The following is a 22797-nucleotide window of genomic DNA, read 5'->3' as shown; positions in this document are numbered from 1 at the left end:
AGGGATTAACCTCATATTACAACTGTGTTAAAAACAGCGTCAGGATACTCTATATCCAGTTTCATTCAAACTTTCGCCTGAAATCTACCGGTTATCATTTTCGCCCGGTCGCTACAATATACACTTCACGGGAACGGGCCCGGGAAGAGTCCGGCTTACGAACTTTGACCTTCGCAAACAGGGAGCGAATTTCCTTAAGATACTCCTCGAAACCTTCGCCCTGAAACACCTTCACAACAAAACTACCACCAGGCGCTAGTACATCACGACACATTTCTAACGCTAGTTCCACCAGATACATGGCGCGGGGGATATCCACCGCCGGTGTTCCACACATATTTGGCGCCATATCCGACATGACAACCTGGACCTTACTGTCACCAACACGATCAAGTAGTGCTTTAAGCACTAATTCATCACGAAAGTCGCCCTGAAGGAAGTCGACACCGACGATGGGATCCATTGGTAAAAGATCGCATGCGATGATTCGGCCCGTTCCGCCGATCTGCGTAACCGCATACTGGGACCATCCGCCAGGTGCCGCACCGAGGTCGACCACCGTCATTCCCGGTTTAAAAAGTTTGTCACTTTGCTGTATTTCATCAAGTTTAAACCAGGCGCGGGAACGCAACCCCTTTTTCTGCGCCTGTTGAACATATTTATCGCTAAAGTGTTCCTGAAGCCAGCGGCTGGAGCTGGCAGAACGCTTTTTACCTGTCATTTAACATTTCCGTCCTGGTTCATCGTTGCTTGCCTGTGACGTAAATTTCTACGCAGCTATTTGGCGATATTAGGGAGATGGCGGTAGAATGAACCGTTTTCAATCCCAACGTAAGCAAAAATATACGATGAATCTGAGTACTAAACAAAAACAGCACCTTAAAGGTCTGGCACATCCGCTCAAGCCTGTAGTGATGCTTGGCAACAATGGTTTGACCGAAGGGGTGCTTGCCGAGATTGAACAAGCGCTGGAACACCACGAGCTGATCAAGGTGAAAATCGCCTCTGAAGACAGAGACACTAAAAACCTGATCGTGGAAGCCATCGTGCGCGAAACCGGCGCCTGTAATGTACAGGTCATCGGTAAAACGCTGGTGCTCTATCGCCCATCAAAAGAGCGCAAAATCTCGCTGCCACGTTAAGGATATCCTGAATCGAACACATTTTGTGTGTGAAACGAGGGATTTCTTTCAGCAGGCGAGCAAAATGCCATGCTCCTTGAGTTGATAAAAGGCCGCTATGCGGCCTTTTTCTTTTCTTTACAATGTATCAACATCTTAGTAGAGAAGCGAATTACAGGTATTCAACCTTAATAATTTCGTATTCCACTTCACCACCAGGGGTGCGGATGGTGACCACATCGTCCTGCTCTTTGCCAATCAGGCCACGAGCAATCGGCGAGTTCACCGAAATCAGGTTCTGTTTGAAGTCCGCTTCATCATCACCCACGATGCGATAGGTCTGCTCTTCGTCGTTGTCCAGATTCAGGACGCTGACGGTAGAGCCGAAGATCACACGGCCATTATTTGGCATTTTGGTGATATCGATAACCTGCGCGTTAGACAGTTTCGCCTCGATATCTTTAATGCGCCCCTCACAGAAACCCTGCTGCTCACGCGCCGCGTGGTATTCAGCATTCTCTTTCAGGTCGCCATGCTCACGCGCTTCCGCGATAGCGGCGATGATTTCAGGGCGACGCACGGATTTGAGAAAATCCAGCTCTTCGCGCAGTTTTTCGGCACCACGTAAGGTCATCGGAATAGCTTGCATTTGTTATACCTCTTAAACATTCCTGTTGGGAGCAGTGTTCCCTGCTCCAGCCCACCTGAACAGGCCAGAAGCAAAAAGAAAACCGACCCGGGAGCAACGCCCCAGGTCAGCAGCAATTTTTCAATTTGATACGCATTTTACCGCGAAGTTCACTATGGGTCATCGTTTACTTTACAGTGCCATGCACCGTAGTATGACGGTTTGTTTTCGGGTTGTTAGCGCGAGATTATGCGATTTTCCAGTTTTATCATCGGATTGACTACCAGTATAACGTTCACCGTTCAGGCCGCGAATGTTGATGAGTACATTAATCAACTGCCCGCCGGCGCGAACCTTGCCCTGATGGTGCAGAAGGTTGGCGCGCAGGCTCCCGAGATTGACTATCACAGTCAACAGATGGCGCTGCCTGCCAGTACCCAAAAGGTGATCACTGCCCTCGCCGCCCTGCTCCAGCTCGGGCCTGACTTCCGTTTTACTACCACCCTTGAAACCAGAGGTAACGTTGAGGGTGGCGAACTGAAAGGCGATCTTATCGCCCGTTTTGGTGGCGATCCCACCTTTAAGCGCCAGGATGTCCGCAATATGGTGGCGGTACTGAAAAAATCCGGCGTAACAAAAATTGATGGCAACGTGCTGATCGACACCTCCATTTTCGCCAGCCACGATAAAGCGCCTGGCTGGCCGTGGAACGACATGACGCAGTGCTTTAGCGCCCCGCCAGCCGCCGCCATCGTTGACCGTAACTGCTTCTCCGTATCGCTTTACAGCGCGCCAAAACCAAATGACTTAGCTTTTATCCGCGTGGCCTCATACTACCCGGTCACGATGTTCAGCCAGGTGCGGACGCTGGCGAAAGGCTCCCCGGAGGCGCAGTATTGCGAGCTGGACGTGGTACCGGGCGATCTCAATCGCTATACGCTCACCGGCTGCCTGACCCAGCGGTCCGATCCCCTCCCGCTGGCCTTCGCCATTCAGGATGGCGCGGGCTATGCCGGTGCCATTTTTAAAGATGAACTGAAGCAGGCGGGCATAACCTACACCGGAACGCTGCTGCGCCAGACGCAGGTGAATGAGCCAGGCACGGTGATCGCCAGCAAACAGTCCGCGCCACTGCATGATTTGCTTAAGATTATGCTGAAAAAGTCGGATAACATGATTGCCGACACGGTGTTCCGCATGATTGGGCACGCGCGATTTGGTGTGCCGGGCACCTGGCGGGCCGGTTCTGATGCCGTACGTCAGATCCTGCGCCAGCAGGCGGGTATCGATCTGGGCAACACCATCGCCGTTGATGGTTCCGGTTTATCGCGTCATAACCTGATCTCGCCGGCCACCATGATGCAGGTGTTGCAATACATTGCTCAGCATGACGCTGAGCTAAACTTTATTACGATGCTGCCGCTTGCCGGACACGACGGCTCTCTTCAGTACCGCGCGGGCCTTCACGCTGCGGGCGTGGATGGCAAAGTGTCAGCCAAAACGGGTTCCCTGCAAGGCGTTTACAACCTTGCCGGTTTTATCACGACCGCCAGCGGACAACGCATGGCATTTGTGCAGTATCTTTCCGGCTATGCCGTCGAACCGGCTGACCAGCGCAATCGCCGTATTCCACTGGTGCGTTTCGAAAGCAGGCTCTATAAGGACATCTACCAGAATAACTAGCGATGAAACTACTGATAGTTGAAGACGATCTGTTATTGCAGGAAGGGTTAGCGCTGGCGCTGGGGAATGAAGGCTACGCCCTGGATTGTGCCACCACGGCCGCTGAAGCAGATGCCCTGATCCAGAGCGGTGAATACAGCCTCGTGATCCTGGATTTAGGGCTGCCGGATAAAGACGGCGCGACGCTGCTCTGCCAGTGGCGTCGTCGCGGGGTTGAGAATCCCGTCTTGATTCTCACCGCCCGCGATGCCATTGAAGACAGAATTAACGGGCTGGATTCTGGCGCTGACGATTATCTGGTAAAACCCTTCGCCCTTGCCGAGCTACAGGCTCGCGTACGGGCGTTGATCCGCCGCTATCAGGGCCACAGCGACAACCTGCTGACGGACGGAGATATCACCCTCAATCTGCAAACTCAGCAGGTGCTGCGCCAGTCTCAGCCTGTGGAAGTGACGCCAAAAGAGTTCGCTCTGCTGACGCGCCTGATCATGCGCAGCGGGCAGACCGTGCACCGCGAAACGCTGCAACAGGACATCTACTCCTGGCAGGACGATCCAGGATCAAACACGCTTGAAGTTCACATTCATAATCTGCGGCGCAAGCTTGGTAAAGATCGCATCAAAACCGTACGCGGCGTGGGTTACCGTCTGGAGAGCCAGAAATGAACAGTATGCGCCGGCGATTAATGGTGTTGCTGGCGGTTATTCTGCTATTTTTTCAACTCATTAGCGTAGTCTGGCTGTGGCATGAGAGCCGCGAGCAAATCGGTTTTCTGGTGAATGAAACGCTGTCCGCCAAAGCGCGCAACAACCATGTCGAAAAAGAGATCCGCGAAGCCATTGCCTCCCTGCTGGTCCCTTCTCTGGTGATGGTCGGTTTTACCCTGCTCTTCTCATTCTGGGCAGTCACCTGGATCACCCGACCACTCAACAAACTTCGCGCCAGCCTTGCGAACCGCTCGGCGGATAATCTGACTCCCCTACCGATGTATTCCGATATGGAAGAGATAGGCGCTGTGACCACGTCGCTCAATCAACTCCTCGCCCGGCTGGACCACACTATTCAACAGGAACGCCTGTTTACCGCCGATGCGGCACACGAGTTACGTACGCCGCTTGCGGGGATCAGGCTCCATCTGGAACTGATGGCTCAGTCCGGTTCCCCGCAGGCCACGCCACTGATAAGCCGTATCGATCAGTTGATGCACACGGTGGAACAGCTGCTGATGCTGGCGCGTGCCGGGCAGGCGATGGCCAGCGGCCATTACGATACCGTGAACTGGACAGAGACGATCATTGCTCCGCTCAGCCTGGAGCATGAAGCCAAAGATCATACGGTAATATGGCCGGCCCACAGCGTGCTGACGGTTCAGGGGGACGCCGTCCTGTTACGTCTGATGCTAAGGAACCTTCTGGAGAATGCCGCCCGCTACAGCCCGGCAGGCACAACCATTGAAGTGGCATTAACAGCGACGGAGGGCGGTACCCGGGTGAGCGTTACCGATCAGGGGCCGGGTATTGATGAGGCGCACCGCCAGTCGATCACCGAACCTTTCCGACGTCTCGACCAGCGCTACGGCGGCAGCGGCCTTGGGCTGAGCATCGTACAGCGTATCGTACAGCTCCATCATGGCCATTTAACGCTGGAGAACGGCGCTGAGGGCGGCCTCATCGCCAGCTGTTGGTTACCGGCGAAAATAGGATAAAAAAAAGCCCCGTTAAGGGGCTTTATACAGGGGTTAGTGCTTGTAGATGAACTCGACGCCTTCTTCGTCGTCTTCATCCCAGTCATCGTCCCAGTCTTCATCATCTTCTTCCGCTTCCAGCTCTTCGAGCTGCTGGCGGTGGTAGTCATCCCACATGAATTCGACTTTTTCAGGCTGTTTCGCCTCTTCTGCCTGAACAACCGGATTCTCGATGATAAAGGTCATCACATCCCAGCAGAGATCTTTCACGCCAACCTGGCTGGCGGCAGAGATCAGATAGTACTTATCTTCCCAACCCATCGCTTCGGCAATCGCTTTAGCTTTCGCTTCAGCTTCCGCTTTGTCCATCAGGTCGATCTTGTTGAATACCAGCCAGCGCGGTTTTTGCGCCAGTTTTTCACTGTATTTCTCCAGCTCGCCAATAATGATACGGGCGTTTTCAACCGGATCGGAACCGTCGATTGGATCGATGTCGATGAGGTGCAACAGTACGCGACAACGCTCAAGGTGCTTCAGGAAGCGAATACCCAGACCGGCGCCTTCTGCTGCCCCTTCAATCAGACCCGGGATGTCAGCGACCACAAAGCTCTTCTCGTTATCCATACGGACAACGCCCAGGCTCGGCACCAGCGTCGTAAACGGATAATCCGCTACTTTGGGTTTCGCCGCAGAGACCGCACGGATAAACGTCGATTTACCGGCGTTTGGCATACCCAGCATCCCCACATCCGCCAGCAGCATCAGTTCCAGTTGCAGGTCGCGCTTATCACCCGGGGTACCCATGGTTTTCTGACGCGGGGTACGGTTAACGGAAGATTTGAAACGGCTGTTACCCAGACCATGCCAGCCGCCTTTCGCCACCATCAGGCGCTGACCGTGTTTGGTCATATCACCCATGGTTTCGCCCGTGCCCTGATCGATGACACGCGTACCCACCGGCACTTTGATCGTCACGTCTTTACCGCGTTTACCGGTACAGTCGCGGCTCTGGCCGTTCTGGCCACGCTCGGCGCGGAAAGATTTTTCGAAACGGTAGTCGATCAGCGTGTTGAGGTTTTCATCCGCCTCCAGCCACACGTCGCCACCGTCCCCACCGTCACCGCCGTCAGGACCGCCACGAGGAATATATTTTTCACGGCGGAAGCTTACACAACCGTTACCGCCATCACCTGCCACGACCAGAATCGTCGCTTCATCAACAAACTTCATTTTACTCTCCGTAACTCATTCGCCTGAGCGGGGGACTATTACAACCGCTTCATTTTTGCGCCAACGCCCCCAGAGACGATGACCAATGGCGGAATACATCGCGCCCGCAACCACGACAAACGCACCGAGATAACCCAACAGGTTGAGCATCGGCTTGACGAAGACATCGGGCCAGGCCATTGATAACAAATCTGAAAATAACAGCGTAAACAGCGGGGTAAGCGTGATTAAGGCGCTCACCTGTGCTGCCTGCCAGCGCGCCATGGCTTCAGCCAGAGCGCCATAACCGACCAGCGTATTCAGCCCACAAAAAATGAGGCACGCCAGTTGCCAGTCGCTGAGCTGGGTAATTACACCCGGCTTCGCTAAAGGCAATAATGCCAGTGTACACAAAGTGTACAGCAAAAAGAGGATCTGCTGTGAGGCAAGACGGCGCAATAACACCTTTTGCGCGACGCCATAACTCACCCAGACCGTTGCTGCGCCCACCCCAAAAATGACACCCCAGGTGTAATCCGTCAGGCGGGTAAAAATCTCAATCAGGCTGGTGTTAAAGAACATCACCAGCCCGCAAAGCAGCATGCTTGCCCCGATGATCTGCGTGCCGCGCATCTTCTCCTTGAGGATGAATACGCTGGCGACCATCATGCCGACCGGTGAAAGCTGACCAATCACCTGCGACGCTGTAGGGCTAAGATATTGCAGGGAAGAGCTGAACAGAATGAAGTTACCGAACAGACCGCCCGTCGCGATAGCCAGTAACACCAGCCAACGCGGTTTTCGGAAGATGCGCAGCGGTGGCAGCTTACCTTTGACGGCCAGAATGGCGCCCAGGCCTATGCTTGCCATCAGGAAGCGATAAAACACCACCGTCGGTGGCTCCATGACTTCCAGTACCTGCTTCATTGCAATTGGCAGCGCACCCCAGCACATTGCGGTAGTGAGCGCCAAAAGAATACCCATGCCGGCCTGCTGCTTCATGCCCGTTTTCCCTACAGAAAATTTTCCGGGTTTCCAATGTAAAAAGCCCCGCAACACGTTGCGGGGCTTTAATCCGTTACCGGACCGAGAAAACCTTACTCAGCAACGATGCTGATGTATTTACGGTTGTTCGGGCCTTTAACTTCAAATTTCACTTTACCGTCTGCTTTAGCAAACAGAGTGTGGTCACGACCGCAACCTACGTTGGTACCCGCGTGGAACTTGGTGCCACGCTGACGAACGATGATGCTACCCGCCAGAACGGATTCGCCACCGAAACGCTTAACGCCCAGGCGTTTAGCTTCTGAATCGCGACCGTTACGTGTGGAGCCGCCAGCCTTTTTATGTGCCATTTAAATCTCTCCTCAGGTCTTAGGCGCTGATGCCAGTAATTTTCACATCAGTGAACCACTGACGGTGGCCCTGCTGCTTACGATAGTGTTTACGACGACGAAACTTAACGATTTTAACTTTCTCGCCACGACCGTGAGCAACAACTTCAGCTTTGATAACGCCGCCATCAACGAAAGGAACGCCGATTTTGACTTCTTCACCGTTTGCGATCATCAGAACTTCAGCGAACTCAACAGATTCGCCAGTTGCGATGTCCAGCTTTTCCAGGCGAACGGTCTGACCTTCGCTTACTCGGTGTTGTTTACCACCACTTTGGAAAACCGCGTACATATAAACTCCGCTTCCGCGCACATCCTCGTATGATTCAGAGTGCGCTATAAATATTCACAATAGGGCGCGAATATTACGCAAAACGCGAGCCTTTGACAAGTGCTACCATCAATACATGAAGAAAAAAAACACAACACGTACGGTAACGTTTATCTGAGCCGTTTTTTCAGTACAATCAGCAATACTATTTATAAACCGAAACCCTTTGTGTACCCATCTCGTGTGGGATAAACAGGATAAAAAGCCCGGCTTTTGCGATGAATTTAGAAAAAATCAATGAGTTAACCGCGCAAGATATGGCGGGTGTGAATGCAGCAATCCTGGAGCAACTCAACTCTGACGTTCAGCTGATCAATCAGTTGGGCTATTACATCGTCAGCGGCGGCGGTAAACGTATTCGTCCGATGATTGCCATTCTGGCCGCACGCGCGGTTGGCTATCAGGGAAATGCCCACGTCACGATCGCGGCGCTGATCGAATTTATCCACACCGCCACCCTGCTTCACGACGATGTTGTGGATGAATCAGACATGCGTCGTGGAAAAGCCACCGCCAACGCCGCGTTTGGTAATGCGGCAAGCGTTCTGGTAGGCGATTTTATCTATACCCGCGCCTTCCAGATGATGACCAGCCTTGGCTCGCTGAAGGTGCTGGAAGTGATGTCAGAAGCCGTGAACGTTATCGCTGAAGGTGAAGTCCTACAGCTGATGAACGTCAACGACCCGGACATCACCGAAGAAAACTATATGCGGGTGATTTACAGCAAGACCGCACGTCTGTTCGAAGCCGCCGCGCAATGCTCCGGCATTCTGGCAGGCTGTAGCGAAGCTCAGGAAAAGGGCCTTCAGGACTATGGCCGTTACCTCGGCACCGCGTTCCAGCTGATTGATGATTTGCTGGACTACAGCGCGGATGGCGAAACGCTCGGTAAAAACGTCGGCGATGACCTGAACGAAGGCAAGCCAACGCTGCCGCTGCTCCACGCGATGCGCAATGGCACACCAGAGCAGGCGAAAATAATCCGGGAGGCTATCGAGCAGGGAAATGGACGCCATCTTCTGGAACCGGTACTGGAAACAATGGCTATCTGCGGCTCCCTGGAATGGACGCGTCAGCGCGCTGAAGAAGAAGCGGACAAAGCCATCGCCGCCATTCAGGTCATTCCCGACAGCCCATGGCGTGATGCGCTAATCGGCCTCGCGCACATCGCCGTCCAGCGCGACCGATAATCCCCTCCTCATCTCCCTGCGCCCACGCAGGGAGATTCCAGTACACACCAATAAATTACATTTCCGCGTAAGCCCATCGGGTTACAGGCCGCATGTATAAAGCCGTGCCTTATTCTGAATATTGCTTCTCGTAACATGAACTTTTTAGAACACATGTTCGAAGTGAGTATAGTAATGCTGTCTTTTCACACGAAACGACGTGGACGATAACGAACACAAGGACAGCATTATGGATACAAAATTCATCGACTGGCATTCTGCTGACATTATTGCGGCACTGCGTAAAAAAGGAACATCGCTGGCTGCCGAATCACGTCGTCATGGGCTAAGCTCGTCGACGCTGGCAAACGCCCTGACCCGCCCATGGCCGAAGGGGGAACTGATTATCGCGACGGCGCTGGATACGCATCCGTGGGTGATATGGCCGTCACGCTACCACGATCCTATTACCCATGAATTTATCGACAGAACGCGCATGATGCGCCAGGGCAAAACGAAGAAAGCACATCAGGACTGATGCACCAGGATTGACAGGAACAGCAATCCCCCGGCCTGTTATGGCAGGGGGGTGCCGGAACGATTACTCGCCCTTCACACGCTCGATATTTGCACCCAGCGCGCGCAGTTTGTCCTCAATACGCTCGTAACCACGATCGATGTGGTAGATACGATCGACAACGGTAGTCCCTTCCGCAATACAACCTGCCAATACGAGGCTCGCAGACGCGCGCAGATCGGTCGCCATCACCTGCGCACCGGACAGTTTTTCAACGCCGTGGCAAATTACCGTGTTGCTTTCAATCTCAGCATGCGCACCCATACGGATCAGTTCCGGTACGTGCATGAAACGGTTTTCGAAGATAGTTTCCGTGATGAAGCCCGTGCCTTCGGCCACCAGGTTCAACAGCGTGAACTGTGCCTGCATATCCGTCGGGAATGCCGGATGTGGCGCAGTACGCACGTTAACGGCTTTAGGACGCTGCCCGTGCATATCGAGGCTGATCCAGTCTTCACCGATTTCGATATCCGCACCCGCATCGTGCAGTTTCGCCAGCACCGCATCCAAGGTATCTGGCTGGGCGTTACGGCAGACAATCTTACCGCCAGAAATGGCCGCGGCCACCAGGAAAGTACCGGTTTCGATACGATCTGGCAGTACGCGATACACACCACCACCCAGACGTTCAACGCCTTCGATGGTGATACGGTCTGTGCCCTGCCCGCTGATCTTCGCCCCCAGCGCGACCAGGAAGTTCGCGGTATCCACGATCTCCGGCTCACGGGCGGCGTTTTCGATGATGGTAGTGCCTTCTGCCAGCGTAGCAGCCGACATGATGGTGACCGTTGCGCCCACGCTCACTTTGTCCATGACAATGTGCGCGCCTTTCAGACGACCATTGACGGACGCTTTAACGTAACCCTCTTCCAGCTTGATCTCCGCGCCGAGTTTTTCCAGGCCGAAGATATGCAGGTCAACGGGACGCGCGCCGATAGCGCATCCGCCCGGCAGTGAAACCTGTCCCTGACCGAAACGCGCCACCAGCGGACCAAGCGCCCAGATGGAAGCACGCATGGTTTTCACCAGCTCATACGGCGCTGAGAAGTTGTTCACGTTGCTGGCATCGATCCAGACGGAACCGTTACGCTCCACTTTGGTGCCCAACTGGCCGAGCAACTTCATGGTCGTGTCGATATCTTTTAGCTTCGGTACGTTCTGGATCTCTACCGGCTCTTCTGCGAGCAGCGCAGCGAAAAGAATGGGCAGCGCGGCGTTTTTAGCGCCAGAAATTGTGACTTCGCCCTGGAGACGCGTGGGTCCCTGTACACGAAATTTATCCATCGTTTGCTCTCTTATAAATTCAACCGTGCTGCGGGCGTTTCGCCCTCAGCTCAAAAACCGTTTAGTTTGCGATCGCGTGCCCACTCCTGTGGGGTAAACGCTTTAATCGACAGGGCGTGGATGCGGTTATCCGCAATGTATTCCATCAGCGGCGCGTACACAGCCTGCTGTTTCTTCACGCGACTCATTCCGTCGAACATCTCACCCACAGCAATAACCTGGAAGTGACTGCCATCGCCAGAGACGTGGGCTTCCTGAAGGGAGAGTGCATTCATCAGCACAGTCTGGATTTCATTATTTTCCATGGGGTCTACATCATCTGATAGTGAAAACAAGCTCAACATCTTAGAGCAAAGTGGCGCGGTCTTAAACAAGCAAAAAGCCCCGACGCGTAAACTGTCGGGGCTTTCAGAAGTAACGTACTGAAAAAATTAGCGAGGTAATACGTCTTCGGGCAAATTGTAAAGCTGTGCAAGGGTAATCACGTTATCGCTTACCCCCGTCAGGGTAACGCTGCTCCCCTGCTTTTTGCCCGTGGCCACCAGGTGCGCCAGCAGGGCGATACCGGCGGTATCTACCCGCGTAACGCCATGGAGATCAATCAGCGTCACGCCCTGCATCGCGTTATGGCGAGCGTCCCACAGCGGGTTAAGCAGATCCTGATCCAGCTCTCCCGTCAGCGTCAACGTCTCGCCGTCACGCGCCCAGCTAAGCTGCTGTGACATTACTTCTTCTCGTCCAGGGTAATTTTCTGACGAGAAATGGACTGAAGCTGAGCCGTCAGGCCATCGATGCCTTTAGTGCGCAGCAGATCGCTCCACTCGTTCTGTTTAGTGGTGATCATGCTGACGCCTTCAGCGATCATGTCGTACGCCTGCCAGTTTCCGGTCTGGCTGTTTTTACGCCACTGGAAGTCCAGACGAACCGGTGGACGACCGTTTGGATCGATAATCGTCACGCGAATAGGAATGATAGTGGCATCGCCCAGCGGCTGTTCAGGGGCAATCTGATAGGTCTGCCCGTGGTACATCGCCAGCGCCTGGCCGTAAGCCTGTTTCAGGTATTCACGGAACGCCGCAAAGTAAGCCTCGCGCTGTGCAGGGGTCGCATCTTTGTAGTAACGGCCCAGCACCAGTGCGCCCGCATACTTGATCTGCACATACGGCAGCAGTTCCTGATCCACCACATCACGCAGATAATCAGGGTTAGAACGGATTTTTGGCTGTTCGTTTTTAAGACGGTCGAAGGTTTTCTTCGCGGCCTCATCCATCAGTTTGTACGGGTTACTCTGATCCGCAGCGTGCGCCGCGGTAAGAGGGGCAATGACCAGCATGGCAACCATTAACAGTCGTTTAAACATGAATGACTTCTCCTGAAATTAATTCGTCGCGCCTGGCGTCGGTTCGACGTTGGTGTGGTCTTCACTCTGCGCAGGGGCATCGTCAGACTTTTTATCATCCCCTTTACTGTTGTAAAGGAACTGACCAATCATATCTTCCAGCACCATCGCTGACTTGGTATCCTGGATTACGCTACCGTCTTTAAGGATAGTCGTTCCCAGCTCAGGATCTTCAAAACCAACGTTAAGGGCCAGATATTGCTCCCCCAGCAGGCCAGAGGTGCGGATAGAAAGCGAGCTGGTGTCCGGAATGTGGTTATAGCGCTCTTCGATATCCATCGCGACGCGCGGCAGATAGGTTTTCTCATCAAGCGTAATGTCAGCGACACGTCCGATAACGACGCCACCAATACGCACCGGTGAGCGCGCTTTCAGGCCGCCGATGTTATCGAAAGTCGCGTAGACACGATACGTCGGCTCGGCGCGAACAGAGGTGATGTCCGCCGCTCGCAGGCAGATGAACAGCGCGGCCAGCAGCGCCAGAAGCAGAAACACGCCAACCCAAATTTCATTTTTTCTCGTTTGCATGAACTCAATTCCCAAACATCAGTGCGGTGAGCACAAAATCCAGACCTAAAACGGCCAGCGACGAATGTACGACAGTACGCGTCGTTGCACGGCTAATGCCCGCCGACGTCGGAATGGCATCGTAACCATTAAACAACGCAATCCAGGTAACCGTCACAGCGAAAACCACGCTCTTGATCAGACAGTTCACCAGATCCATCCGCAGATCGATGGCGTCCTGCATGGCAGACCAGAAGAATCCGGCATCAATGCCTTTCCAGTTAACGCCAACCAGCGCGCCTCCCCAGATACCTACCGCCACAAAGAGGATAGTCAGTAACGGCAAGGAGATAACCCCGGCCCAGAAGCGCGGCGAGATTACCCGGCGCAGCGGATCGACTGCCATCATCTCCATACTGGAGAGCTGCTCGGTGGCGCGCATCAGGCCAATTTCCGCCGTCAACGCTGACCCGGCACGCCCGGCGAACAGCAGCGCGGCAACCACCGGCCCGAGTTCACGCAGCAGCGAGAGCGCCACCAGCATGCCAAGGCTGGTTTCCGCGCTGTAGGTTGTCAGCACCAGATACCCCTGCAACCCCAGCACCATGCCAATAAACAGACCCGACACGATGATGATAAGCATCGACAGCACGCCGACGTTATAAAGCTGCCGCACCAGTAACGGCGCATGCTTGCGGAACTCCGGTTTGCCGACCAGCGCGTTGAACAACATTAATCCGGCACGCCCGAACGTACTGATGGTTTTTAGGCCACGGTGTCCAAGACCCGCCAACGCATTTAACAGCATGAGTGGCTTAACTCCCTATTCCCAGTAAATCGTCATGATAGTCGCCCGCCGGATAGCGGAAAGGCACCGGCCCATCTGCGATACCGTCCAGGAACTGCCGCACGCGCGGATCGCCATTCTCCTGCAACGCCTGCGCGCTGCCGTGGGCGACGATCTTCTTGTCAGCCACAATATAGGCGTAATCAGCGATACTCAGCACTTCCGGCACGTCGTGGGAAACCACCACGCAGGTGACGCCAAGGGCGCTGTTCAGCTCCGAAATTAACTTCACCAGCACGCCCATGGTGATAGGGTCCTGCCCGACGAACGGTTCATCGAACATGATTAAATCGGGTTCCAGGGCAATAGCACGCGCCAGCGCGGCGCGACGCGCCATCCCACCCGAGAGTTCGGACGGCATGAGTTTCGCAGCCCCCCGCAGCCCCACGGCTTCAAGCTTCATCATCACCGTGCTGTGCAACAGCTCAGGAGGAAGATGGGTGTGCTCACGCAACGGATAGGCCACGTTGTCAAAAACGTTCATATCCGTGAACAGCGCGCCCGACTGAAAGAGCATGCTCATACGTTTGCGAACCGTGTAGAGGCGCGAGCGAGACATCTCCGGGACATTTTCGCCGTCGAAGAGAATTTCGCCGCTGTCAGGGGGGATTTGCCCGCCGATAAGGCGCAGCAACGTGGTTTTACCGATCCCTGACGGCCCCATGATGGCGGTGATTTTACCGCGCGGCACGGTCAGCGAAATATCATCAAATATTAACCGGTTGCCGCGAGAAAAACTGACGCCCCGGACATCGACTATATTCGCCATCGTTTGGCTCATTTATGGTTCCTTACTTACCTTGCTTCACGGCTGGCATGAAGCGTAAATCAGCCCTAAACCCCGCATTTTTACAGAATATTCACTATTGGGGTTAGCGAAAGCTGGCATTTGTTTTACTTTTCCGGCGCATAAAGTCAAAATTAGGAATTCGTTACGTCTCAGACTTCATCTGGCGCCAACATTCGTGCGCAGTGGACCAGCGAGTATACCTGAAGAAAGGACTTTTGATGCTTTTAGCAACAGCACTGTTAATAATTGGTTTACTGTTGGTGGTCTACAGTGCTGACCGTTTGGTCTTTGCCGCATCCATTCTCTGTCGACTCATTGGCATGCCGCCCATCATTATCGGCATGACGGTGGTCAGTGTAGGCACATCGCTTCCTGAAATCATCGTTTCTGTTTCAGCCTCGCTGCATGGGCAGGTCGACCTCGCTATCGGCACCGCGATTGGCTCTAACATCGTCAATATCTTACTGATTTTAGGCTTAGCCGCATTATTGCATCCATTTCGCGTGCATTCTGATGTTTTGCGCCGGGAATTGCCGTTAATGTTAGTCGTCAGTCTGCTGGCAGGCTACGTACTTTATGACGGGGTGCTGAGCGTCGATGACGGTATATTCCTGCTCGCCCTGGCCGTGATCTGGTTGCTTTACAGCGTGAAGATCGCACGTCTGGCGGAAAAACAGGGCAACGATAGCCTCACGCGTGAGCATCTCGCCGAGCTGCCCCGGGAAGGGACCTTACCCGTCGCCCTGCTGTGGCTGGGCGTCGCGCTGATCATCATGCCAATGGCCACGCGGATGGTGGTCGATAACGCGACGGTGCTGGCGAACGCGTTTGCGATGAGCGAACTGACAATCGGTCTGACGGTAATCGCCATCGGCACCAGCCTGCCAGAGTTGGCTACCGCCATCGCCGGGGCGCGTAAAGGGGAAGATGATATCGCCATCGGCAATATCATTGGCTCGAATATTTTCAATATCGCAATCGTGACGGGGCTGCCGGCGTTAATCTCGCCGGGGCCGTTTAACCCTATGGTTTTCACGCGCGATTACGGTGTAATGCTGCTGGTCAGCGTGATTTTCGCCCTGCTCTGCTGGCGGCGAAAAGAGCAGATCGGCAAAGGCGCAGGCGCGCTGCTGACGGGTGGATTTATCGTATGGCTGGCGATGCTGTACTGGCTTTCGCCTCTTCTCTCTGGGTAAACGGAAACGCATTATGTCGCAAATAGAATTGCAGCCGGGTTTTGACTTTCAGAAAGCAGGCAAAGACGTTCTGGAGATTGAACGTGAAGGTCTGGCGCAGTTAGATCAGTACATTAATCAGGATTTTAGTCTGGCCTGTGAGAAGATGTTCTACTGTGCCGGCAAAGTCGTGGTGATGGGGATGGGCAAATCCGGCCATATCGGACGCAAAATGGCGGCGACCTTTGCCAGTACCGGCACGTCGTCATTCTTCGTTCATCCCGGTGAAGCCGCGCACGGTGACCTCGGCATGGTTACGCCGCAGGACGTGGTTATCGCGCTGTCCAACTCCGGGGAATCGAATGAAATCCTGGCGTTGATCCCGGTGCTGAAGCGTCTGCACGTACCGCTGATTTGCATGACCAGCCGCCCGGAAAGCAGTATGGCGCGTGCGGCGGATATTCACCTGTGCGTGAAGGTGCCTAAAGAAGCCTGTCCGCTGGGGCTGGCGCCGACCTCCAGCACAACCGCCGCGCTGGTGATGGGCGATGCCCTTGCCGTTGCGCTGCTGGAAGCCCGCGGTTTTACGCCTGAAGATTTCGCCCTGTCTCACCCCGGCGGCGCGCTCGGGCGCAAACTGCTGCTGCGGGTTAACGATATTATGCACACCGGGGATGAGATCCCGCACGTCAGCAAAGAGGCCTCTTTGCGCGACGCGTTACTGGAGATCACCCGTAAAAACCTGGGCATGACGGTTATCTGCGACGATCTGATGAAGATTCAGGGCATTTTCACCGACGGCGACCTGCGCCGGGTATTCGATATGGGTGTGGATGTCCGAACGCTGGGCATCGCTGATGTGATGACGCCAGGCGGGATCCGCGTCCGTCCGGGCACGCTGGCGGTCGATGTGCTGAACCTGATGCAGTCCCGTCATATTACCTCAGTGATGGTTGCCGATGGCGACCAACTGCTGGGTGTGGTACATATGCATGATCTGCTGCGCGCTGGCGTAGTGTAATGAAGGATAAAACAATGAGTAATGCGGGTGCATCCCTTGCAACCTGTTATGGCCCGGTGAGCGCCCAGATGATGGCAAAGGCGGAAAATATCCGCCTGCTGATCCTCGATGTGGATGGTGTGCTCTCCGACGGTCTGATTTATATGGGCAATAACGGCGAAGAGCTGAAAGCCTTTAACGTTCGCGACGGTTACGGTATCCGCTGTGCGCTCACGTCCGGTATTGAAGTTGCTATCATCACCGGGCGGAAAGCTAAACTGGTAGAAGATCGGTGTGAAACGCTGGGCATTACCCATCTCTATCAGGGGCAGTCTGATAAGATGGTAGCCTTCCGGGATCTGCTGGGAAAACTGGCCATTGCACCAGAGAATGTGGCATACGTCGGGGATGATTTGATCGACTGGCCAGTGATGGCGGAGGTGGGTCTGAGCATCGCGGTGGCTGACGCGCACCCGCTGCTGATCCCGCGTGCTGATTACGTTACCCATATTCACGGTGGCCGCGGCGCCGTCCGTGAAGTTTGCGATCTGCTTCTGCTGGCGCAGGGCAAGCTTGATGAGGCGAAAGGGCAATCGATATGAGTAAAACCAGACGTTGGGTTATCATTCTGCTTGCGCTTGTCGCCCTGGTACTGATTGGCGTCAACCTCGCTGACCGCGATGATACGCAAGCGGAAGTGGTTAACACGAGCGACCCGACTTATAAAAGCGATCACAGCGACACCGTGGTCTATAGCCCGGAAGGCGCGCTGAACTATCGCCTCGTTGCTCAGCATGTAGAATATTTTTCAGATGACGGTACCTCGTGGTTTACCCAACCGGTCATGACCACCTTTGATACGGACAAAGTGCCGACGTGGTCTATCAAGTCTGACCGGGCAAAACTGACAAATGACCGTATGCTTTACCTGTATGGTCACGTTGAAGTCAACGCCCTGACCGCTGACGCGCAACTGCGAAAAATTACGACGGATAACGCCCAGATCAACCTGGTCACCCAGGATGTCACGTCGCAGGATCTCGTCACCCTGTATGGCACAACATTTAATTCCAGCGGTTTAAGAATGCGCGGGAACTTACGCAGCAAAAACGCCGAGCTGATTGAAAAGGTTAGAACCTCCTATGAAATTCAAAACAAACAAACTCAGCCTTAAAGTTGTTATCGCCAGCGCGCTGCTGGCGGCCAGTCTTCCCGCGCTTGCTGTGACTGGCGACACCGAACAGCCGATTCATATTGAATCCGATACCCAGTCTCTGGATATGCAGGGTAATGTCGTCACCTTTACCGGCAACGTCGTCATGACCCAGGGCACCATCAAAATCAACGCCGACAAAGTGGTCGTTACCCGTCCGGGCGGCGAGCAGGGCAAAGAGATTATCGATGGTTATGGCAACCCGGCTACCTTCTACCAGATGCAGGACAACGGCAAGCCGGTGAAAGGCCATGCCTCGCATATGCACTATGAACTGGCGAAGGATCTGGTCATCCTGACCGGTAATGCTTACCTGGAACAGCTGGACAGCAATATCAAAGGCGACAAGATCACCTATCTGGTGAAAGAGCAGAAAATGCAGGCCTCCAGCGAAAAAGGCAAACGCGTCACGACCGTGCTTGTGCCTTCGCAGTTGCAGGACAAGAACAACGGTCAGGCTCCGGCAAAGAAAAAGAGTAACTAATTCGTTATGGCAACTTTAACTGCAAAAAACCTCGCGAAAGCGTATAAGGGCCGCCGCGTCGTCGAAGATGTCAGTCTGACCGTCAACTCCGGCGAAATCGTGGGTTTGCTTGGCCCTAACGGGGCGGGTAAAACCACGACCTTCTACATGGTGGTGGGCATCGTCCCGCGTGACGCCGGCAACATCATCATCGATGATGAAGATATCAGCCTGCTGCCGCTGCATGCCCGCGCGCGTCGTGGCATCGGCTATCTGCCGCAGGAAGCCTCCATCTTCCGCCGCTTAAGCGTGTTCGACAACCTGATGGCCGTGCTCCAGATCCGTGACGATCTGACCAGCGAGCAGCGCACTGACCGTGCGAACGAGCTGATGGAAGAGTTTCATATCGAACATCTGCGTGACAGCCTCGGTCAGGCGCTGTCCGGTGGTGAACGCCGCCGCGTTGAGATTGCGCGCGCGCTGGCAGCAAACCCAAAATTCATCCTGCTGGATGAACCGTTTGCGGGCGTTGACCCCATCTCCGTTATCGATATCAAACGTATTATTGAGCACCTGCGCGATAGCGGGCTTGGCGTACTGATCACGGACCACAACGTTCGTGAAACGCTGGCCGTGTGTGAGCGCGCCTACATAGTGAGCCAGGGCCATCTGATTGCCCACGGTACGCCGCAGCAAATCCTCGAAGATGAGCATGTTAAGCGCGTGTACCTTGGGGAAGACTTCAGACTCTGATAGGGTAGAGGTTAAGTCACGCCGAACCGGAGAAAAACGCTCTGAACATGAAGCAAGGTTTGCAATTACGGCTCAGCCAGCAACTGGCCATGACGCCGCAGCTACAGCAGGCAATCCGTCTGTTGCAGCTGTCCACGTTAGAACTCCAGCAGGAACTCCAGCAGGCGCTGGACAGCAATCCGCTGCTGGAGCAAACCGATCTTCATGACGAGGTAGACGCCCAGCAGACGCAGGACACAGAAACGCTCGACTCCGTAGATGCGCTCGAACAGAAAGAGATGCCGGACGAACTGCCGCTGGATGCCAGCTGGGATGAAATCTACACCGCGGGTACCCCTTCCGGGACACGTGCAGACTACCAGGACGATGAACTCCCGGTCTACCAGGGCGAAACCACTCAGTCGCTTCAGGACTACCTGATGTGGCAGGTAGAGCTGACCCCTTTCTCGGATACCGATCGCGCCATTGCCACCTCGATTGTCGATGCCGTTGACGACACGGGCTATTTGACCGTGACGCTGGACGAGATTCTGGAAAGCATCGGCGATGACGAGATTGAACTGGAAGAGATCGAAGCCGTCCTGAAACGCGTTCAGCGTTTCGACCCGATTGGCGTCGCCGCGAAAGATCTGCGCGACTGCCTTCTGATCCAGCTTTCGCAGTTTGCCAAAGAGACACCGTGGATTGACGAAGCCCGGCTCATCATCAGCGATCATCTGGATCTGCTGGCGAATCACGACTTCCGCACCCTGATGCGCGTCACGCGCCTGAAAGAAGAGGTGCTGAAGGAAGCGGTGAATCTGATCCAGTCCCTCGATCCGCGTCCGGGGCAGTCGATCCAGACCAGCGAACCGGAATATGTCATTCCTGATGTGCTGGTGAGAAAACACAATGGCCGGTGGGTCGTTGAACTGAACGCCGACAGCATTCCTCGCCTGCAAATCAACCAGCAATACGCCTCCATGTGCACCAGCGCACGTAACGACGCTGATAATCAATACATTCGCAGCAACCTTCAGGAAGCACGCTGGTTGATCAAGAGTCTGGAGAGTCGTAATGATACGCTGCTGCGCGTCAGCCGCTGTATTGTCGAACAGCAGCAGGCGTTCTTTGAACAGGGCGAAGAGTTTATGAAACCGATGGTGCTGGCGGACATCGCCCAGGCCGTCGAGATGCATGAATCAACCATTTCCCGCGTGACCACGCAGAAGTATCTGCACAGCCCACGCGGTATTTTTGAGCTTAAGTATTTCTTCTCCAGCCACGTGAACACCGAAGGCGGCGGCGAAGCCTCGTCAACGGCCATTCGCGCACTGGTGAAGAAGTTGATCGCCGCGGAGAACCCCGCGAAGCCACTCAGTGACAGTAAGTTAACCACCATGCTGTCCGATCAGGGTATTATGGTGGCACGTCGTACTGTCGCGAAGTATCGAGAGTCTTTATCCATTCCGCCGTCTAACCAGCGTAAACAACTGGTTTGACACAACCGATAAGGAAGACACTATGCAGCTCAATATCACCGGACATAACGTCGAGATTACTGAGGCTTTACGCGATTTTGTAAACACTAAGTTTGCGAAACTCGAGCAGTATTTCGAGAGGATCAACCAGGTCTATGTTGTGTTGAAAGTGGAGAAAGTGACGCATATCTCGGATGCGACCCTGCACGTCAACGGAGGGGAACTCCATGCCAGTGCGGAAGGGCAAGACATGTACGCGGCTATCGACGGCTTGATTGATAAGCTTGCGAGACAGCTCAATAAACATAAAGATAAACTGAAACAACACTAATTGTCCGGGCAGTTAACGGGTGCAGGACGGCCTGTTGTGAAACACAACAGGCCATTTGTACAGTTAGCGCTTAGGTGAAATTATGATAAACAACGATTCCGCTCTTCAACTGAGCAATGTCCTTAACCAGGATTGTACCCGCAGTGGCGTTCACTGCCAGAGCAAAAAACGTGCGCTGGAAATCATCAGTGAGCTGGCCGCAAAACAGCTGGGTCTGCCGCCGCAGATCGTGTTTGAAGCCATTCTGACCCGTGAAAAAATGGGCAGTACCGGCATCGGCAATGGCATTGCGATCCCGCATGGCAAGCTGGAAGAAGATACGCTGCGTGCCGTGGGGGTGTTTGTGCAACTGGAAACGCCTATCGCTTTTGACGCCATCGATAACCAGCCTGTGGATCTGCTTTTCGCGCTGCTGGTTCCTGCCGATCAGACCAAAACCCACCTGCACACGCTGTCGCTGGTTGCCAAACGTCTGGCGGATAAAACCATTTGTCGTCGACTGCGCTCAGCCCAAAGTGATGAAGAGCTTTATCAAATTATCACTGAAGCAGAAGGCAATCAGGATGAGGCATAATCGGGAAAGGGCCTTCAGAACGGCTGCCCTGAGGAGAAACGGAACATGGTGCTGATGATCGTCAGCGGTCGTTCGGGGTCCGGGAAGTCCGTGGCCCTGCGCGCGCTGGAAGACATGGGATTTTACTGTGTAGATAACCTGCCGGTAGTGTTGTTACCCGATCTGGCGCGGACGCTGGCGGACAGGCAAATCTCTGCCGCCGTCAGTATCGACGTGCGTAACATGCCGGAATCGCCGGAAATCTTCGAGCAGGCAATGAACAGCCTGCCGGAATGCTTCTCGCCTCAGCTCTTGTTCCTGGACGCTGACCGCAACACGCTGATCCGTCGCTACAGCGATACACGTCGTTTGCATCCGCTCTCCAGTAAAAATCTTTCGCTGGAAAGCGCCATCGATAAAGAGAGCGATCTGCTTGAGCCGCTGCGTTCCCGGGCCGACCTGATTGTCGACACCTCCGAAATGTCCGTCCACGAGCTGGCGGAAATGCTGCGTACGCGCTTACTCGGCAAGCGCGAGCGCGAACTGACGATGGTGTTTGAATCCTTCGGCTTTAAGCACGGCATACCTATCGATGCGGATTACGTTTTTGATGTGCGTTTCCTGCCGAACCCACACTGGGATCCGAAACTGCGTCCGATGACCGGTCTGGATAAGCCGGTGGCGGCGTTCCTCGACAGACACACAGAAGTACACAATTTTATCTACCAGACGCGAAGCTACCTTGAGCTATGGTTACCTATGCTGGAAACAAACAATCGCAGCTACCTGACGGTGGCGATTGGCTGTACCGGCGGTAAACATCGTTCGGTCTACATTGCCGAACAGCTGGCCGATTACTTCCGCTCACGCGGGAAGAACGTTCAGTCCCGCCATCGCACGCTGGAAAAACGCAAAACATGACCGTAAAACAGACCGTCGAAATCACCAACAAGCTGGGCATGCATGCGCGCCCGGCGATGAAGCTGTTTGAACTGATGCAGGGTTTTGATGCTGAGGTGCTGCTGCGCAACGACGAGGGAACCGAGGCAGAAGCCAACAGCGTGATTGCGCTACTGATGCTGGATTCTGCCAAAGGCCGTCAGATTGAAGTTGAAGCCACCGGCCCGCAGGAAGAAGAAGCGCTGGCGGCAGTGATTGCCCTGTTCAACGCCGGGTTTGACGAAGACTAACGTTCGCCATGTCGGCGGGTAGCGCTGCGCTTACCC

Annotated in this window: 30 protein-coding genes; 17 read left to right on the top strand and 13 right to left on the bottom strand. The window is 54.4% G+C overall.

What is annotated here, in order from left to right:
- Window positions 1-94 precede the first annotated feature (94 nt).
- On the bottom strand, window positions 95-721 hold the full coding sequence (gene rlmE, locus SK54_RS04665; RefSeq protein WP_003861812.1) for a 23S rRNA (uridine(2552)-2'-O)-methyltransferase RlmE: 627 nt from the start codon (window positions 719-721) through the stop codon (window positions 95-97).
- Between the two features lie 127 nt (window positions 722-848).
- On the opposite strand from rlmE, the gene yhbY reads away from it, so the two are divergent.
- The gene (gene yhbY / locus SK54_RS04660; protein WP_003861814.1) at window positions 849-1142 is read left to right on the top strand and encodes a ribosome assembly RNA-binding protein YhbY; all 294 of its coding nucleotides are present in this window, start codon (window positions 849-851) and stop codon (window positions 1140-1142) included.
- Window positions 1143-1293: 151 nt separating this feature from the next.
- Here yhbY and greA read toward each other — a convergent pair whose 3' ends face one another.
- Window positions 1294-1770, bottom strand: a complete 477-nt coding sequence (gene greA / locus SK54_RS04655; RefSeq protein WP_006812122.1) for a transcription elongation factor GreA — start codon at window positions 1768-1770, stop codon at window positions 1294-1296.
- Window positions 1771-1998: 228 nt separating this feature from the next.
- On the opposite strand from greA, the gene dacB reads away from it, so the two are divergent.
- The 3 genes from dacB to pmrB are packed head-to-tail and all read left to right on the top strand — an operon-like array spanning window position 1999 to window position 5137.
- The gene (dacB, locus tag SK54_RS04650; RefSeq protein ID WP_015571976.1) at window positions 1999-3432 is read left to right on the top strand and encodes a serine-type D-Ala-D-Ala carboxypeptidase; all 1434 of its coding nucleotides are present in this window, start codon (window positions 1999-2001) and stop codon (window positions 3430-3432) included.
- A 2-nt stretch (window positions 3433-3434) separates the two neighbouring features.
- Entirely contained in the window at window positions 3435-4097 is a 663-nt protein-coding gene (pmrA, locus tag SK54_RS04645) for a two-component system response regulator PmrA (RefSeq protein WP_015571977.1), read from the top strand.
- Window positions 4094-5137, top strand: a complete 1044-nt coding sequence (pmrB, locus tag SK54_RS04640; RefSeq protein ID WP_045334232.1) for a two-component system sensor histidine kinase PmrB — start codon at window positions 4094-4096, stop codon at window positions 5135-5137. The genes pmrA and pmrB overlap by 4 nt, the downstream gene beginning before the upstream one ends.
- Before the next feature lie 33 nt (window positions 5138-5170).
- Here the strand turns inward: pmrB and cgtA are convergent, their stop codons facing one another.
- The 4 genes from cgtA to rplU all read right to left on the bottom strand — a co-directional run bounded on the left by cgtA (window position 5171) and on the right by rplU (window position 8011).
- A complete protein-coding gene (cgtA, locus tag SK54_RS04635; protein ID WP_003861823.1) occupies window positions 5171-6346 on the bottom strand; it encodes an Obg family GTPase CgtA in 1176 nt (391 codons plus the stop codon).
- Window positions 6347-6361: 15 nt separating this feature from the next.
- The gene (locus SK54_RS04630; protein ID WP_015571979.1) at window positions 6362-7327 is read right to left on the bottom strand and encodes a DMT family transporter; all 966 of its coding nucleotides are present in this window, start codon (window positions 7325-7327) and stop codon (window positions 6362-6364) included.
- A 95-nt stretch (window positions 7328-7422) separates the two neighbouring features.
- A complete protein-coding gene (gene rpmA, locus SK54_RS04625) occupies window positions 7423-7680 on the bottom strand; it encodes a 50S ribosomal protein L27 (protein WP_003861831.1) in 258 nt (85 codons plus the stop codon).
- A gap of 19 nt (window positions 7681-7699) precedes the next feature.
- On the bottom strand, window positions 7700-8011 hold the full coding sequence (gene rplU, locus SK54_RS04620; protein ID WP_003025032.1) for a 50S ribosomal protein L21: 312 nt from the start codon (window positions 8009-8011) through the stop codon (window positions 7700-7702).
- Between the two features lie 257 nt (window positions 8012-8268).
- Here rplU and ispB point away from each other — a divergent pair, with 257 nt between their 5' ends.
- Entirely contained in the window at window positions 8269-9240 is a 972-nt protein-coding gene (ispB, locus tag SK54_RS04615) for an octaprenyl diphosphate synthase (protein WP_048246807.1), read from the top strand.
- 229 nt (window positions 9241-9469) lie between these two features.
- A complete protein-coding gene (gene sfsB, locus SK54_RS04610) occupies window positions 9470-9757 on the top strand; it encodes a DNA-binding transcriptional regulator SfsB (protein WP_020480545.1) in 288 nt (95 codons plus the stop codon).
- 63 nt (window positions 9758-9820) lie between these two features.
- Here sfsB and murA read toward each other — a convergent pair whose 3' ends face one another.
- The 7 genes from murA to mlaF form a co-directional block, all read right to left on the bottom strand.
- Window positions 9821-11080: a UDP-N-acetylglucosamine 1-carboxyvinyltransferase gene (gene murA / locus SK54_RS04605; RefSeq protein WP_015571980.1), complete on the bottom strand. Its 1260-nt coding sequence runs from the start codon at window positions 11078-11080 to the stop codon at window positions 9821-9823.
- 50 nt (window positions 11081-11130) lie between these two features.
- Entirely contained in the window at window positions 11131-11385 is a 255-nt protein-coding gene (ibaG, locus tag SK54_RS04600) for a BolA family iron metabolism protein IbaG (protein ID WP_003861840.1), read from the bottom strand.
- Between the two features lie 126 nt (window positions 11386-11511).
- Entirely contained in the window at window positions 11512-11805 is a 294-nt protein-coding gene (mlaB, locus tag SK54_RS04595; protein WP_003861843.1) for a lipid asymmetry maintenance protein MlaB, read from the bottom strand.
- Window positions 11805-12440 (bottom strand): phospholipid-binding protein MlaC, encoded by a 636-nt coding sequence (gene mlaC / locus SK54_RS04590; protein ID WP_006812130.1) that lies wholly within the window; start codon window positions 12438-12440, stop codon window positions 11805-11807. The genes mlaB and mlaC overlap by 1 nt, the downstream gene beginning before the upstream one ends.
- An 18-nt stretch (window positions 12441-12458) precedes the next feature.
- Window positions 12459-13007 (bottom strand): outer membrane lipid asymmetry maintenance protein MlaD, encoded by a 549-nt coding sequence (mlaD, locus tag SK54_RS04585; protein ID WP_006812131.1) that lies wholly within the window; start codon window positions 13005-13007, stop codon window positions 12459-12461.
- Window positions 13008-13011: 4 nt separating this feature from the next.
- On the bottom strand, window positions 13012-13794 hold the full coding sequence (gene mlaE, locus SK54_RS04580) for a lipid asymmetry maintenance ABC transporter permease subunit MlaE (protein WP_003861848.1): 783 nt from the start codon (window positions 13792-13794) through the stop codon (window positions 13012-13014).
- Between the two features lie 7 nt (window positions 13795-13801).
- The gene (gene mlaF, locus SK54_RS04575; protein ID WP_006812132.1) at window positions 13802-14614 is read right to left on the bottom strand and encodes a phospholipid ABC transporter ATP-binding protein MlaF; all 813 of its coding nucleotides are present in this window, start codon (window positions 14612-14614) and stop codon (window positions 13802-13804) included.
- Window positions 14615-14841: 227 nt separating this feature from the next.
- On the opposite strand from mlaF, the gene SK54_RS04570 reads away from it, so the two are divergent.
- From SK54_RS04570 to npr, 11 genes are all read left to right on the top strand, one after another.
- A complete protein-coding gene (locus tag SK54_RS04570) occupies window positions 14842-15819 on the top strand; it encodes a calcium/sodium antiporter (RefSeq protein ID WP_047051237.1) in 978 nt (325 codons plus the stop codon).
- A gap of 13 nt (window positions 15820-15832) precedes the next feature.
- A complete protein-coding gene (gene kdsD / locus SK54_RS04565) occupies window positions 15833-16819 on the top strand; it encodes an arabinose-5-phosphate isomerase KdsD (protein WP_003861853.1) in 987 nt (328 codons plus the stop codon).
- Between the two features lie 14 nt (window positions 16820-16833).
- Complete coding sequence (kdsC, locus tag SK54_RS04560) at window positions 16834-17400, top strand: 3-deoxy-manno-octulosonate-8-phosphatase KdsC (RefSeq protein WP_047051238.1); 567 nt, start codon at window positions 16834-16836, stop codon at window positions 17398-17400.
- Window positions 17397-17972, top strand: a complete 576-nt coding sequence (lptC, locus tag SK54_RS04555; RefSeq protein ID WP_015571983.1) for an LPS export ABC transporter periplasmic protein LptC — start codon at window positions 17397-17399, stop codon at window positions 17970-17972. The genes kdsC and lptC overlap by 4 nt, the downstream gene beginning before the upstream one ends.
- The gene (lptA, locus tag SK54_RS04550) at window positions 17941-18495 is read left to right on the top strand and encodes a lipopolysaccharide ABC transporter substrate-binding protein LptA (RefSeq protein ID WP_015571984.1); all 555 of its coding nucleotides are present in this window, start codon (window positions 17941-17943) and stop codon (window positions 18493-18495) included. Before lptC ends, lptA begins: the two co-directional genes overlap by 32 nt.
- A gap of 6 nt (window positions 18496-18501) precedes the next feature.
- Complete coding sequence (gene lptB / locus SK54_RS04545; protein ID WP_003861862.1) at window positions 18502-19227, top strand: LPS export ABC transporter ATP-binding protein; 726 nt, start codon at window positions 18502-18504, stop codon at window positions 19225-19227.
- A gap of 47 nt (window positions 19228-19274) precedes the next feature.
- Complete coding sequence (gene rpoN, locus SK54_RS04540; protein ID WP_003861864.1) at window positions 19275-20708, top strand: RNA polymerase factor sigma-54; 1434 nt, start codon at window positions 19275-19277, stop codon at window positions 20706-20708.
- Window positions 20709-20730: 22 nt separating this feature from the next.
- Entirely contained in the window at window positions 20731-21018 is a 288-nt protein-coding gene (gene hpf / locus SK54_RS04535; RefSeq protein ID WP_003861866.1) for a ribosome hibernation promoting factor, read from the top strand.
- Window positions 21019-21100: 82 nt separating this feature from the next.
- The gene (gene ptsN / locus SK54_RS04530) at window positions 21101-21592 is read left to right on the top strand and encodes a PTS IIA-like nitrogen regulatory protein PtsN (RefSeq protein WP_003861869.1); all 492 of its coding nucleotides are present in this window, start codon (window positions 21101-21103) and stop codon (window positions 21590-21592) included.
- Window positions 21593-21637: 45 nt separating this feature from the next.
- Window positions 21638-22492 carry an RNase adapter RapZ gene (rapZ, locus tag SK54_RS04525; RefSeq protein WP_003861870.1) on the top strand — a complete coding sequence of 285 codons (855 nt, stop codon included), beginning with the start codon at window positions 21638-21640 and terminating at the stop codon, window positions 22490-22492.
- Complete coding sequence (gene npr / locus SK54_RS04520) at window positions 22489-22761, top strand: PTS phosphocarrier protein NPr (RefSeq protein ID WP_003861872.1); 273 nt, start codon at window positions 22489-22491, stop codon at window positions 22759-22761. Before rapZ ends, npr begins: the two co-directional genes overlap by 4 nt.
- Window positions 22762-22797 lie beyond the last annotated feature (36 nt).

It is taken from the genome of Enterobacter sp. MGH120, from assembly GCF_001037725.1.
Lineage (GTDB): Bacteria > Pseudomonadota > Gammaproteobacteria > Enterobacterales > Enterobacteriaceae > Enterobacter > Enterobacter hormaechei_C.
The sequence above is the reverse complement of the archived record's forward strand: the minus strand, read 5'-3'. Positions and strand labels throughout refer to the sequence as shown.